This window comes from Paenibacillus sp. FSL E2-8871 (genome assembly GCF_038000345.1).
In the GTDB taxonomy this organism is placed as follows: domain Bacteria; phylum Bacillota; class Bacilli; order Paenibacillales; family Paenibacillaceae; genus Paenibacillus_AQ.
In genome coordinates, this window is record NZ_JBBOBV010000001.1 from 6,482,053 (window position 1) to 6,496,283 (window position 14,231).

Here is a 14,231-nt window from a genome sequence, read left to right on the forward strand (position 1 = left end):
CAATTAGATTGAATTGTGAAATGCAGTGATGGAGAAGAGTACACAGTGCCTGACTTACAGGGAGGAGACGCCGGTGATTGAGAGCGTTTCTAGGATACAGAGCTGTCGAAGTTCACTCCGGAGCAGTTCCTTGAATTCCTTAAGATTGCCTTGTAAGGAAGCGTAGGGGAAACCGGTCACAGACCGTTATTTCTGTATAAAGTGAGATAGGTATCTGTCCAGCCAAAAGAGGGAATGAAGCTCTTAAGGGGAACAGATCAGCTTGTCTAACAAGGGTGGTACCACGGTCTTTTCGTCCCTTACCGGGAGGAAAGGCCTTTTTTTGTTGAACTAGACAATGATTGAAGGGGGCTGTACACGGCCATGAAAGAGAAGTTGGAAGCATTGAAGGTTGAAGCGCTGGCTAAGTTGCAGGAGGTTATGGATCCACAGGTTTTGAATGACCTAAGAGTGAAATATCTCGGTAAAAAAGGCGAGCTTACAGAAGTTCTACGTGGTATGGGAGGACTTAGTGCTGAGGAGCGTCCGGTTATCGGGCAAGTAGCGAATCAGGTGCGTAGTGCCATTGAGGAGATTATTGGAGCGAAGCAAGAGGCTTTTCAACAGCAAGAGACTCAGCAACGTCTACAGGCTGAAAAAGTAGACGTAACATTGCCAGGTCGCCGCATGCAGCAAGGGGGCGTTCACCCGCTTAGCAGAGTGGTTCAGGAAATTGAGGATATTTTCATTGGTATGGGCTACCGTGTGGCTGAAGGCCCGGAAGTGGAGACCGATTATTATAACTTTGAAGCCCTAAATCTGCCTAAAAATCACCCGGCACGTGATATGCAGGATTCCTTTTATTTAACGGATGACCTGCTTATGCGTACTCAAACGTCTCCGGTACAGATTCGTACTATGCAGGCTATGAACGGTGAAGTTCCAGTTAAAATCATTTGCCCGGGTAAAGTATTCCGCCGCGATGATGACGATGCAACGCATTCCTTCCAGTTCCATCAAATTGAAGGTTTGGTTATTGGAAGCAACATTCGGATGAGTGATCTGAAAGGCACCTTGCAGCAATTCGTACAAGAGATGTTCGGCCCGAATACAGACATTCGTCTTCGTCCGAGCTTCTTCCCATTCACCGAGCCAAGCGTTGAAGTGGATGTAAGCTGCTTCAAATGTGGCGGGGATGGCTGCAGACTGTGCAAGCAAAGCGGATGGTTAGAAATCCTTGGCGCCGGCATGGTGCATCCAAATGTTCTGAAAATGGGTGGCTATGATCCTGCTAAGTATAGCGGCTTCGCATTTGGTATGGGTGTTGAGCGGATTGCTATGCTTAAATACGGCATCGATGACATCCGTCATTTCTATAACAACGATATGAGTTTTGTAAAGCAGTTCAAGGGCGTTTAGATTTTTGGTGGGCGAGCTGGCTGACGGGTTAGGAGTAAGTAGTAATTGGGTTACTGATCTTGCTTAATAAAAGACTATTAATAGAAGGAACGGAGAGAAATTTTGGAACTGTAGAAGCGCCAGCGTTCGCCTTTATCCTCGGATTTCTACCGCGAGAAGCGGTTCTAATCAGGAAATCTGAGGATAACAGCGATCGGAAGTCCAATATTTTTCGTAGTGACTTCTCTAAATAGGACAGTTATGAAGCTTTGATCGAGTAATCCTAAATTGTACTACTCCCACAGGAAGCAGATCGAACGGCAAGTAGATAAATACATCTGAAACATAAAGGAAGTGAGCGGACATGAAAGTATCAACCGGATGGTTGGCTGATTATACATCGATTGAAGGAGTAACCGCCGAAAAGCTAGCGGAGAAGATTACCGCTGCCGGCATTGAAATTGACGGAGTAGAGCGCCGCAATAAAGGGATTTCCGGCATCGTAACCGGCTATGTGAAATCGAAGGAAAAGCATCCTGATGCGGATAAACTGAACGTATGTATCGTGGATGCAGGTCAAGGTGAAGATCTGCAAATCGTCTGTGGTGCAAAGAATGTAGCTGCGGGACAAACCGTTCCTGTAGCTCTTGTTGGCGCTAAGCTGCCAGGGCTGGATATCAAAAAAGCGAAGCTGCGCGGGGTATTATCACAAGGGATGATCTGCTCGGCTAAAGAATTGGGACTCAATGATAAATTGCTTCCTAAGGAGCAGCAAGAAGGAATTCTTGTACTTCCTGAAGGTACAGAGATCGGTCAAGATATTTCAAAGTTGCTGGGTCTAGATGATGAAATTCTGGAATTCGATCTGACTCCGAACCGTTCAGACTGTCTAAGTATGATTGGTGCTGCTTATGAAGTGAGCGCGATTCTTGGACGTGACATCAAATTACCTGATCCTGCGAGTGAAATGATTGAGATCAGCGGAGCAGCTGCTCAATCTATTTCCGTTAAGATTGAGAATGAAGAACATTGCAGTCATTACGCAGTTCGTTATATCTCAGGTGTTAAACCTGCAGCATCCCCGCTGTGGATTCAGAATCGTCTGATGGCGGCAGGGATTCGTCCAATTAACAACATCGTAGACATCACTAACTATGTGATGCTCGAATACGGACAGCCGCTTCATGCTTTTGATGCAGATAAAATAGAAGGCGGAGAACTCGGCGTTCGTCTTGCTCATGAAGGTGAAGTCCTGACTACACTTGATGGCCAAGAACGGAAGCTTGAGCCACATATGCTCGTTATCGCTGATGGTGCTAAGGCTGTAGCTCTGGCTGGAGTAATGGGAGGTCAGGATACGGAAGTTACTGCTGAGACGGTAAATCTCGTTCTGGAATCCGCTAAGTTTGACGGAGGAACCGTTCGTAAAACCTCGCGTCAACTGGGACTTCGCTCGGAAGCATCGCTTCGTTTCGAGAAAGAAGTGGATCCAAATGCAGTGATCCCTGCATTGAATCGCGCTGCAGTACTTATTGCACGTTATGCTGGCGGATCTGTGCATGAAGGAATTGTGCAAGCAGGAACAGTCGCAGGAGAAGAGAAGGTACTTACTTTGTCCTTGGAGAAGCTGAACCGTTATCTCGGAACAGATCTGTCCTTGCTAGAAGTGAAGACATTGTTTGGTCGTCTGCATTTCAAATGCGGGGATACCGCACAAGGATTAATCGAAGTTCAGGTGCCAACTAGACGTGGCGATATCAGCTATGATGTTGACCTTATCGAAGAAATTGCTCGTCTGTACGGGTATGACAATATTCCAACGACTCTGATTGAAGGTGTTACAACGCCAGGCGCATTGACGCATAAGCAATCACTCCGCCGTGAACTGCGTCGCCTGTTGTCACATGGCGGTTATCAGGAAGTGATGGGTTACTCCTTCATCCAGCCGAAACAAAGCAAAATGTTCCCTGAGTTATCAGAAGGCTCACAAGCGGTTAAATTGGCTATGCCAATGAGTGAAGAACGCAGTGTACTGCGTACTAGCCTTCTGCCACAACTATTGGATATTGCTAGCTATAATACCAACCGTCGTCAAAGCGATCTAGCGTTGTTTGAAATCGGCAATGTCTTCTTCACAGATGAAGAACAGTTGACTCGTCAGCCGCGTGAACTGCCGGTGCTGGGGTTGTTGCTTAGCGGTAGCCTAACCGTGAAGCAATGGAACGTTTCTGCACAGCCTGTAGATTTCTTTGATTTGAAGGGTGCGCTGGAATCTGTATTTGCTTATTTGGGTCTTACAGACAGAATTATCTACGAGGGAGATAGTCCAGAAGGGTATCATCCTGGACGTTCCGCATCGGTATATTTAGTCGGAGACGAGGGTCGTGTGAAGATTGGAACTATGGGCCAGCTTCATCCGGAACTGCAAAGAGAGCTTGATCTAGTGGATACTTATGTAGCTGAGATTCTATTGCAGCCGCTGTATGATAACACGCAAAGCCGTCTGCAATATAATGAGCTTCCACGTTTCCCAGGTATGGAACGGGATATTGCAGTGGTTGTAGATTCAACGGTACCAGCAGGCGATCTGCTAGCTTCCATCCGTGCAAACGGAGGAACTTTGCTGCAATCCGTACAGGTATTCGACGTGTACACTGGTGGCAAGCTAGAGAGTGGAAAGAAGAGTATTGCGATCTCACTGCTGTATCGTCACGGTGAACATACATTGACAGATGAAGAGGTTGGAGAGGTGCATGATAAGCTATTATCAGTCCTTCAACAAACTTTTGGTGCAGAATTAAGAAAATAGCAGGAATTGTGTAAAGCCGCAGCGAATCCATTTAGAAACTGAGATTCGCTGCGGCTTTTTCTGGGTAGAGTGAAATGCGGAGGATATCAGCGAGAATCTATTGATTACAAGGGATTTTGCCAAATGCTTAAGAAAAAAGCTACAATAGAAACAGTAAGACTAACTTAGAATCCGCACACATACAAAGGAGGGCACAACTGTGGCTATGGACCGGACACGTGTCGCCGTGGAGATATACGGAACTTCCTATAAACTCGTCGGAAGCAGCACTGAATATATGAAACAAGTGGCCCGTTATGTTGACGAACATATGCGCTCGATTTCTAAATCACACAACAGACTGGATACGCCGCGTATAGCGGTGCTTGCAGCAGTACATATGGCGGAGCAGGCTATTCAGGTTCAGGATTTTAAAAATGAACTCAACATGATGACTGGTGAACGCAGTGAACTGCGATTGGAAGTATCTCGCCTGCTGGAGGTTCAGCGGGAGCGGCAAGAAGAATATGAACGCCTTGAAGCGGCGGCTAAGGAAGAAGCTGAACGACTGATTGCTGCGGTTGAAGAAGAGCGCAAGCGTCATCTGGAGATTCAGGAGAATGAGCGCAAGGTACATGCTAACCAGCTGCAAGAGGCGACCCAAGCGGCTGAAGCCGCACGAGAGAAGCTGGAAGAGGAGCTGCTTGCGCGTGAGCTGGAGCTGCAGGCACTGCGGGCAAGTTATGAGGCTGAACAGTCTGCTATGCGTGAGAATCATCGAGAGGAACTAGCAAATGCAGAAGCCATCCGTCTACAGCAGTTGGAAGAGCAGAAGGCAGCGCATTTGCAAGAGCTGGAGAACATCCGTGAGACGCTGACTAAGGAGAATTCAGACTCCTTGTCTGCTCTGGAGCTTGAGTTAACCGAGACCAGGTCAACCTTAGAGAAACAGCTTGAGGAAACCAAATCAACATTAGGTAAGGAACTCGAGAAGACTAAGTTGACACTGGGTAAGGAGCTTGAGAGCACGACAACGAAGCTAAGCAAGGAATTGGCTGAAGAACGGGAAGCATTACAACGGGAGCTTGCTAAGAATAAGGAACTTCGTCAGTCACAAGGTACTCAGGAACATAGACATAAGCAAAACATTCAAGAGCTCGAGAAACAGCTGGCTGAGCTTCGTGGTGGAACAGGACAGCTTCAGTCTAGACTCCGTTCGGCTGAAGCCAGTCTTAAGAGTGAACGAGATGCTCGTCAGACGCTGCTCGGACAATATGAAGCGGTGGTTAAACGTGAAGAAGTGCTCAGTGAGGAGCTGCGTACTGCTACTGAGCTAGGCACGCTGTTGAATGAAGAGCTGGAAGAATTGCGCCAGCGTTATCAGCAGTCTCAGAATGAAGCATCAGAGCTGCGGAAGTCACTACAGGAAACGAATGATAATCTGCACCGTGTTCAGGAAGAACTCGCTGGATCTCTGGCGGAGGCAGCAAATTGGCAGGAGCTCTCGGATAAACGGATGGAAGATATTAGTGAGCTTGAAATGAACCTACTGGAGACCGAAGAGAAATCTTTGGCGCTTCAAAAGGAGATTGAGATCCTTCGTGGTCAAGCGGATGGATTAGTACAACAGTTAGATCAGGAAGCTCAGCTTCGTACAGATGCAGAACACGAAACTGCAGCACTCCGTGAACAAGGTGGACAGGTTCAGAAGGAACTGTCTGCACTTCGTGAACGCTATGAGGAACTGATCTCTCAATATGATGAAGTGCTGCAAGATGGAGAACGTCTACAGGAAAGATACCAACTGCTGCAAGAAGAAGGCGAAGAGACAGCTCGACGCTTAGAAGAATTGTCTGAAGCTAGCCTTGAGGCCGCTGCTACGGTTGCAGAGCAGCAGGATGTTCTGAGGGAAGCAGAGGCGTACGGCGCTTCATGGAAGCAAAAGTACGAGGAATTATTCGAGCGACAGCAGCAGTGGAGTGATTTGGAAGCGAAGCTGCGTGAAGAGATAGATATTTGGCAGCAGGAGGCCGGTGAGGCTGAGGCTAAGCAGAAATCTATTGAACGTGAACGCAGTGAGGTGCTTCAGCAGCTTGGTGAAGTCGGCGAGAACTATGAATTGGCTCAAGGACAACTTCGTCTGCTACAGGTCCAGTTTGAGATGCATCAGAATGAGCTACAGAAGATGACGGATGAGCATCGTAATCTTCAAGAGGAATATGCCAAGCTTCAGAATGAATATAATGAATGGATTCAACTGATCGAACAGGACAGTTGAATGTCGGATGCAAGAAAGAGGGCTGTACCTGATGTGTAGAGAGATCTATTTCAGGTCAGCCCTCTTTGTTTAATATATTCGAAAGAATAAGTTTCACACCATGTCTTATATTTCTCACTTAAATAAAAAGCCGATCGTCAGGGCTATTCCCTAACGATCGGCTTTTTAATGATTCATCTATTCCACAATGATTTTTGCGTTCATGCCGCTATGTCCGGATCCACACATAATCGAACAGGTCATTTCGAATGTGCCGGCTTCCTCTGGAACAATTACTTTCGAGGACTTTTTGCTATTAAGCTGGAGTTCGAATTCAGGGATAAGGATACCGTGATTGCCACTATCATTTTTAAAAATAATTTTGACGGGTACACCTTTTTTTAGATGATATTCTTCCTGATCAAAGCTGTAGTTCGTAGCTGTAATTGTAAGTTCTGTTTCTGCCTCGATCTCAGGCTCCGATGTGTTAGCATTGCCAGCAGCACTATCATTGCTGTTTCCACAGGCTGTAAGTGCTATAACGAACACAATTGAAAGTAGAATTACAAATTTTTTAATGATCCAAACCTCCTCCCAAGAAGTCCAAGCATAGTGAAAATGTGACAATTATGTAGACATCATAACTTAAAACTTAAGTAAGCGCTTTGATTAAATGTGAAAAATCCGTGAACAAGGGAGACTGTTCAAACTTTGTCGTAAATTGCAAATAAATGATGAAAATATAACTAAAATTTATTATAATGAAAGCTATTACATTAACGTACAAAAGTAGGGGATACATATTTCAAGCGCTAACGATACGCTAAATACGGAGGTTTGGCACCGTAGAATCTTAAAAGGTTATTGGATGGTAGTTATTCTATTATTAATCTCACAGTTGCTGTTTTTGTCGAATATTGACCGACTTCAAATAAAAACAACCATGGACACGAACCTATGGCACTTATTTATAGCTTGTAATTTACTAATTGTGGTCCTTATGATTACTGCGGAGCTGTGGCTTCGTTATAGTAAACAATCCCCTAAATATGGGGTGGTTAGTTGCGGATTTTTAGTGTCCTACCTTATGTATTTTGTATTAGAGCCTTTTGTCGATGGTGCTCAGATGACGCTCATGATGCCGATTATGGTCGCTCTTATTTATTTTGATCGTAAGCTCCTGTATCTAATGGGACTATTTAGTATTGTGTTTTATGCGGGAGTATATTTTGGGTTGGAACGGCCATTCCTACATAAACCGCTGCTTGAATTCTTAATAGTAGAGTGTGTGTTTATAATATTTGTAGGGATGGCTCTTGCTGTAATTATTCGTGCGCGGGAAGCGCGTGTAAATCTGGAGAGATTAACGAAGGAAGGCCAAGATCTAATGGTGGAGAGGGCTATTTCGGATAAGCTGCTGAAGATAGATGCACTCACTGGACTATATAATCATAAAACCTTTCATGAATATTTGGATTCATTATTGGAGCAATGTGAAAGCAACAATCTTCAACTACAGCTGGCGCTCTTCGATATAGATAACTTCAAGCAAGTTAATGATACCTACGGACATAGGGTTGGGGACCTTGTTCTTAAGGTAATTGCGGACAAGGTGGGCGGTATGATTGAGTTAAATGATTTTGCGGCTAGGTATGGCGGTGAAGAATTCGCTGTGATTTTTACAGACAAAAGTTTTTCAGAGTCTTATGAGGCTGTAGAAAAATTACGGATCAATATTGCTCAAATCGAGCATTTGCAGGCTGGAAATAAGCCGATTACTGTCAGCATTGGAATTTGTGATTATCAGCTTGGGGATGGGAAAGAGCTTCTTTTTCGTAAAACGGATAAAGCGCTCTATACAGCTAAAAAGCAAGGTAAGAACAGAGTGGTCAATTGTGCTGAGAGTCATGAAGCGGAGATTGTGTCATAAGGATAAAAACAACACAGAACCCTTATTACCGGAAAAGAACCGGAAATAGGGGTTCTGTGTTGTGAATAGCTTTCGTTACTTTGCTGCCTCAAACGGCGTGGATACCGGCAAAAATAAATCGACAATACCGATGACCAACGCCGCCAGGATAGCTCCTAGAATGGAAACGCTGACCCCACTCACTACGAATTGAGCGACCCAGATGACTAATGCACTAACGATGAAACCGACGATACCGCGCCCGAAGGGCGTTGCTTTTTTGCCAAAGATTCCTTCGACAACCCAGCCGAGTAACGCAATCACCAGTGCAAGGATTAGAGCGCTCCAGAAGCCACCAACCGAGAACTGTGGAACAATCCAGCTAACGACCATCAGAACAAGCGCTGCTACAATAAAACGACCCACATGACTCAAGAAATTCACTGTACTAACCTCCTTTGGCCCAAGCTAAGGATATGTGCAGTTCTTATTGTGACCTTAATACTTGTTTTTATGCTTTAACCGATACCAAATAGCGAAATTGGCTTGAATTCTGTATAATGGAAACATCTATGAAGGGAGCTGTGACTGTAATTGGACGACAAAATTTTGCATACGCTTGAATATCGCAAGATTTTAAATAAATTAATGCAATATACGCAAACCTCAATGGGGCGAATGACTGCGGAGCAACTAAGACCGTCCGGTGATTTTGAAGGTGTGAAGAAGCTACTTCAAGCCACGGACGAAGCGGCTAATGTAGATCGTCTGAAGGGGATTCCTTCATTCGGCGGGATAAGCGATATTCGAGCAGCACTAAAACGTGCCTCTATAGGTGGAATGTTGGGAACAACTGAACTGTTGGCAGTGGGAACTACCATTGGCGGCGCACGAAGAGTCAAACGATTCCTGGCAGCTATGCATGAGGAGGAAAAGATTGAATTCCTATTTTCACTCAGCGATGTTTTATCGGAGCAAAAACATGTAGAAGATGCCATCCGTTTATGTATAGACGAGAACGCAGATGTACTTGACACAGCTAGCTCTGAATTAGCTACGATTCGCCGTGAATTGCGCGGAGGAGAGACCCGAATTCGTGAGAAGCTGGATTCCATGATTCGTTCTTCTTCCGTTGCTAAAATGCTGCAGGATCAGCTGGTAACCATTCGTGGAGATCGGTTTGTTATTCCTGTAAAAGCGGAGTATCGTGCGCATTTCGGGGGCATTGTACATGATCAGTCCGGATCAGGAGCCACTTTATTTATCGAGCCTGAGTCCATTGTGGCGATGAATAATAAGCTGCGTGAAACACGGCTGCGTGAAGAACGGGAGATCGAGATCATATTGCATAGGTTAACAGCGCTTGTAGCTGATATAGCCGAAGAAATGACTTATGATATCGATATTCTTGGCGAGCTTGACTTTATCTTCTCCAAGGCGCGTCTTGCCCGAGATATGAAGGCTACACAGCCTCGTATGAACGATCGAGGGTATTTGAAGCTGCGCAAAGGACGCCATCCACTTATTCCCGCGGAGCATGTCGTTCCTCTGGATGTGGAGCTCGGCAACCAATATAGCTCCATTATTGTAACCGGACCGAATACGGGTGGTAAAACCGTTACACTCAAGACCATTGGACTGTTGAGTCTCATGTCGATGTCTGGGTTGTTCATCCCTGCAGAAGAAGGCAGTCAAATGTGTGTTTTTGATGCCATTTATGCAGATATAGGCGATGAACAGAGCATTGAGCAGAGTCTGAGTACATTCTCCAGCCATATGACGAATATTATTTCAATTCTGCGTAGAATGACTCCCAAGAGTCTTATTCTGCTTGATGAAGTGGGTGCAGGAACGGATCCGGCAGAAGGGTCCGCGCTGGCGATTGCCATTCTGGAACATATTCACCGGACTGAATGCCGCATGGTCGCTACCACGCATTATAGCGAATTGAAAGCTTACGCTTATGAGCGTAAAGGGGTCATCAATGCCAGCATGGAATTCGATGTCCAAAGTCTCAGTCCTACCTATCGTTTGCTGATTGGTGTTCCTGGACGAAGCAACGCTTTTGCAATTGCAGAGCGGTTAGGTCTGCCAGGTGAGATTCTGGAGCATGCACGCGGCGAAGTGAAGGAAGAGGATCTACGTGTAGAGCATATGATTGCTTCTCTCGAAGAGAATCGACTTGGAGCGGAACAGGAACATGAGCGAGCAGAGAGTATCCGCCGCGAAGTAGAGGAATTACGCAGCAGACAGCAGCAAGAGCTGGAGAAGCTGGAAAGTCAGCGAGATAAACGACTGGAGAAAGCGGAGAAAGATGCCAGCGCAATCTTGGAGAAAGCGCGTAAAGAAGCTGAGGAAATTATCAGTGATTTACGACGCTTAGCTATGGAAGAAGGCGCTTCAGTCAAAGAGCATAAGCTGATTGAAGCACGGAGACGTCTAGACGAAGCCGAACCTTCACCGCGTAAGAAAGCCGCTACTCGTAAGCCTGCTAAGACTCCGCGGACGATTGGTCCTGGTGACGAAGTGAAAGTAGATAGCTTAAACCAAAAAGGTTTTGTAGTGGAATTAAGCGGCTCTAAAGAGGCTTTAGTACAGTTTGGGATCATGAAGATGAAGGTAAGCCTGGATGATTTGGAACTGCTCTCTTCGAAAGCAGCCTCTGTACCAACGCCCCTTCGGCAGGCGACAACCGTTAAACGCTCCCGTGATGAGAACATTCGTAGAGAACTGGATTTGCGAGGTACGAATTTGGAAGAAGCGATTATGGAGACGGATCGTTTTATTGATGAAGCCTTCTTAGGAAATCTGGGCCAAATTTCTATTATTCATGGTAAAGGCACAGGTGTGCTCCGCACAGGAATTCAAGAATATTTGCGTAAGCACAGACATGTTAAGAGCTATAGGCTTGGAAATTATAATGAAGGCGGCGCAGGCGTAACCGTGGCTGAGCTGCAATAGCGGGATTGCCCGGCAGAAAGAAGGGAAAAGTGTGCAAGGAGATATTGATCTTTTGCTGGGTCATCCGCTAGGTGCCTTGCTTGGTTACTTTGCAGTAGCAATTCTTGGGCTTGTTGTTTTTCTGTCTATTTTTGAAATGGTAACGAAATATAATTGCTGGGAAGAAATTCGCAAGGGGAACTTGGCAGTAGCCATGGCTACTGGTGGCAAAATCTTCGGAATTTGCAACGTACTGCGTTTCAGCATTGAATCAGGTGTTTCGATTTATGAGACGATGAAGTGGTCGGTCGTCGGTTTTTTGCTGCTGCTGCTTGCCTATTTTTTATTTGAATTCCTAACCCCAGTGTTCTCTATTGATGAGGAGATCGCTGCAGATAACCGTGCTGTTGGGCTAATAGCGATGCTGATCTCGGTTTCGTTATCTTATGTGATCGGTGCAGCTATATTTTAAAAAATAGAAAGTTTTGCACCTCCCTACAAAGGATTCCAGATGAAGCTGGACAAGCTTTGAAATGAGCAGCTCCACTTTGTGGAGTATTAGGAGGATATCATGAAGATTCTTACCCGAGTTCTGTTTGTGTCAGCTATTGCTTTTATAGCAGCCGGTATTATTTATTTAATGATGAACTAAATTTAAACGTGAAGTATGAAGGAGATTATTAAGATGGAAACAACTGTATGCCCTTGGTGTCATACCGAAATCGTATGGGACGAGGAATTCGGACCCGAGGAAAATTGCCCTCACTGCAACAATGAACTTAACGGATATCGTACAGTTACTGTAGGGATAGACGGCATTGAAGAAGAGGAAGAAGAAGTTGTAGAAGAACCTAAACAAGAGGTTATTAATGATGATGATCTTTGGGGAGATGTCGACAAAGACAGTGTAGTTCCTATTTACAACACGCTCAACCAATTCGGTGACGATTATGATTTGAATAAGTATGAAGAGCGTGTATCGGGCATCTTAGCGATTCAGGAAGAAGCTCCGGAATGTACACAATGCCATGAGTTAACTATCCTTGCTGGTAAACAGCTTGTTAGCAGCTTCGAGCCATCTGCACCGGCTACACTAGGTGGACCTGTATTAACATCTCCATTCTCCCTTAATGTGTATGTGTGCCCGTCTTGTTTCCATGTACAGCACAGTCTAGCGCAGGAAGATCGTATTCAGCTCGTACGTAATCTGAGTACCGATAAAGCATAAGCATCCTCATAAAAAGCTTAGTCCTCTTAATGACCATAAGGGGACTAAGCTTTTTTTAAAAGAGCCTCAATATTGCTTATTTACGTCCGTTTTCTAAGAAGGAGAAGGTTTGGCTGATCGTGTCAATGAGAATAGATCAAGCTCCGGCCGATGTTTACCCGCAATCGTATCTGTTAATAACTCCGCAGCAATCATGCTGTACACCGTCCCATTGCCCCCATAACCCTCGATGAAGTAGCAATGAGGGTACTTGGGATGAGGGCCGATATAAGGAAGCCCATCACGCGTAGAGCCGAATACAGCACCCCAGGAGTATTCTATCTCAATGCCTTTGATTTCAGGAAATAAAGCTTCCAGCTCTTCCAATAACCTTTGACTTTGTGAAATCACTCTGATATCACGGCGCTCTGGATCCGTCAACGGTTCATCTTTACCTCCTGCAATAATACGTCCCTCCGGTGTTGTCCGAAAATACAAATACGGTCGGGCGGTTTCCCAGAGGAGGCTCCGCTCATGCCACTTGGGGAATTCCTTCAGAGGTTTGGTCATCACTGCATACGTATTGATCAGCTCAGCGCCCCGGTCTTTTTTAAACTCCTGCGTTTCATAACCCATTGCAAAAATAACCTTCTTCGCAATAATACGTCCGTTCTCTGTGTGGCAAATTACTCTATCTTCAGTAAACTCATAGTGTTTAGCCTCGGTCTGCTCATAAATGTGTACACCATTCATTGCTGCCTTGGCGATCAGGCTGTGAACTGTCCGGAAAGGGTTCGCTTCTGCATCACTGCGTGAATAAAGTGCAGCAGGTTTAGAAAAAGAATACACCGAAGCAATTTTATCCTCTTCCCAGAAATCAGAATCGAATCCGTGAGCAACGAGGTTCTTATATTCTTCTCGCAGAGCAGGTACATCCTCTGGTGTACTGGCATATAGAAGGCTGCTGCGAGGAATAATCTGGGGATCGATATCGAGCTTGGCTGGCAGATCCAAAATATTTCTAACCCCTGCTTGGGATAACTGATAAAAGAGCAAGCCGTTCTTTTCTCCAAAAGTGTTCATACATGAGGTTAACGATTTGTCGTTAGATATCTGAAGTAAACCAGTATTGGCATGTGAGCTTCCGCTTCCGACGCGTCTTTTTTCGATCAGAACAGCCTCAGCTCCGCTTAAAGACAAGCGATAGGATGCCATTGCTCCACCCATTCCAGCCCCTACAACCAGGCAATCACAGTGAATGGTATCCTCTAGCGCAGGATAAGTTGGTGGGTCTTGTAAAGTACTTCTCCAAGGTGGGGTACCGCTATTTAGTCTCATGAAAATGATCGCTCCTTCATTTGTTCCATAATTTAGTATGGGCGGCATTTTACCGTCTCATTCGCAGCATGTTCTTATTTTTGTCATAACTCTCTAGTGCTGTTGGGCAAATAAATGGTGTGCTTTGGCGGTATACTAAAGCCTGTTTGGATCAACTACAAGGAGGGACTACAACTCATGCAATCAATGCAAATGCAGGCACTAAGTGGAAAAGAATTGGAATATATCGCAGACTCCATCTCTAATGAGGACTTGCTTCTTAAGCAATGTGCGGCTACCGCCGCGACAACGCAGAACGAGCAGGTCCGACAAGTTTGTTTGCAGCATATCCAAAATCACACGCAGCACATGGATACACTTACTCAGTTACTCCAGCAGCATCAACAGTACGCACCAACAAGCCCACAATAATTGC

11 protein-coding genes and 1 other annotated feature are annotated in these 14,231 nt (G+C 45.4%); of the genes, 8 read left to right on the plus strand and 3 right to left on the minus strand.

All coding sequences use genetic code 11. The annotated features are described in order from the left end of the window. The first annotated feature begins 16 nt into the window (after window positions 1–16). Window positions 17–303, plus strand: a binding site (T-box leader). 60 nt (window positions 304–363) lie between these two features. The 3 genes from pheS to NYE25_RS29030 all read left to right on the plus strand — a co-directional run bounded on the left by pheS (window position 364) and on the right by NYE25_RS29030 (window position 6,443). Beyond that, complete coding sequence (pheS, locus tag NYE25_RS29020; protein ID WP_042186167.1) at window positions 364–1,398, plus strand: phenylalanine--tRNA ligase subunit alpha; 1,035 nt, start codon at window positions 364–366, stop codon at window positions 1,396–1,398. Between the two features lie 343 nt (window positions 1,399–1,741). Then, window positions 1,742–4,186: a phenylalanine--tRNA ligase subunit beta gene (gene pheT, locus NYE25_RS29025; RefSeq protein ID WP_339269785.1), complete on the plus strand. Its 2,445-nt coding sequence runs from the start codon at window positions 1,742–1,744 to the stop codon at window positions 4,184–4,186. A 199-nt stretch (window positions 4,187–4,385) separates the two neighbouring features. Beyond that, the gene (locus tag NYE25_RS29030) at window positions 4,386–6,443 is read left to right on the plus strand and encodes a hypothetical protein (protein ID WP_341147495.1); all 2,058 of its coding nucleotides are present in this window, start codon (window positions 4,386–4,388) and stop codon (window positions 6,441–6,443) included. Window positions 6,444–6,620: 177 nt separating this feature from the next. Here NYE25_RS29030 and NYE25_RS29035 read toward each other — a convergent pair whose 3' ends face one another. After that, on the minus strand, window positions 6,621–7,049 hold the full coding sequence (locus NYE25_RS29035; RefSeq protein ID WP_341147496.1) for a cupredoxin domain-containing protein: 429 nt from the start codon (window positions 7,047–7,049) through the stop codon (window positions 6,621–6,623). A gap of 241 nt (window positions 7,050–7,290) precedes the next feature. Here NYE25_RS29035 and NYE25_RS29040 point away from each other — a divergent pair, with 241 nt between their 5' ends. Continuing rightward, entirely contained in the window at window positions 7,291–8,352 is a 1,062-nt protein-coding gene (locus NYE25_RS29040) for a GGDEF domain-containing protein (RefSeq protein ID WP_341147497.1), read from the plus strand. A gap of 75 nt (window positions 8,353–8,427) precedes the next feature. Here the strand turns inward: NYE25_RS29040 and NYE25_RS29045 are convergent, their stop codons facing one another. Then, on the minus strand, window positions 8,428–8,775 hold the full coding sequence (locus NYE25_RS29045) for a phage holin family protein (RefSeq protein WP_042186173.1): 348 nt from the start codon (window positions 8,773–8,775) through the stop codon (window positions 8,428–8,430). Window positions 8,776–8,925: 150 nt separating this feature from the next. Here NYE25_RS29045 and NYE25_RS29050 point away from each other — a divergent pair, with 150 nt between their 5' ends. From NYE25_RS29050 to NYE25_RS29060, 3 genes are all read left to right on the plus strand, one after another. After that, the gene (locus NYE25_RS29050) at window positions 8,926–11,292 is read left to right on the plus strand and encodes an endonuclease MutS2 (protein WP_341147498.1); all 2,367 of its coding nucleotides are present in this window, start codon (window positions 8,926–8,928) and stop codon (window positions 11,290–11,292) included. Between the two features lie 31 nt (window positions 11,293–11,323). Continuing rightward, entirely contained in the window at window positions 11,324–11,743 is a 420-nt protein-coding gene (locus tag NYE25_RS29055; RefSeq protein WP_042125581.1) for a DUF350 domain-containing protein, read from the plus strand. Between the two features lie 213 nt (window positions 11,744–11,956). Then, complete coding sequence (locus NYE25_RS29060) at window positions 11,957–12,499, plus strand: hypothetical protein (RefSeq protein WP_052404205.1); 543 nt, start codon at window positions 11,957–11,959, stop codon at window positions 12,497–12,499. 93 nt (window positions 12,500–12,592) lie between these two features. Here NYE25_RS29060 and NYE25_RS29065 read toward each other — a convergent pair whose 3' ends face one another. Next, entirely contained in the window at window positions 12,593–13,816 is a 1,224-nt protein-coding gene (locus NYE25_RS29065) for an NAD(P)/FAD-dependent oxidoreductase (RefSeq protein ID WP_341147499.1), read from the minus strand. Window positions 13,817–13,993: 177 nt separating this feature from the next. Between NYE25_RS29065 and NYE25_RS29070 the strand changes: the two genes are divergently transcribed. Next, the gene (locus NYE25_RS29070) at window positions 13,994–14,227 is read left to right on the plus strand and encodes a spore coat protein (RefSeq protein WP_042186181.1); all 234 of its coding nucleotides are present in this window, start codon (window positions 13,994–13,996) and stop codon (window positions 14,225–14,227) included. The last annotated feature ends 4 nt before the right edge of the window (window positions 14,228–14,231 follow it).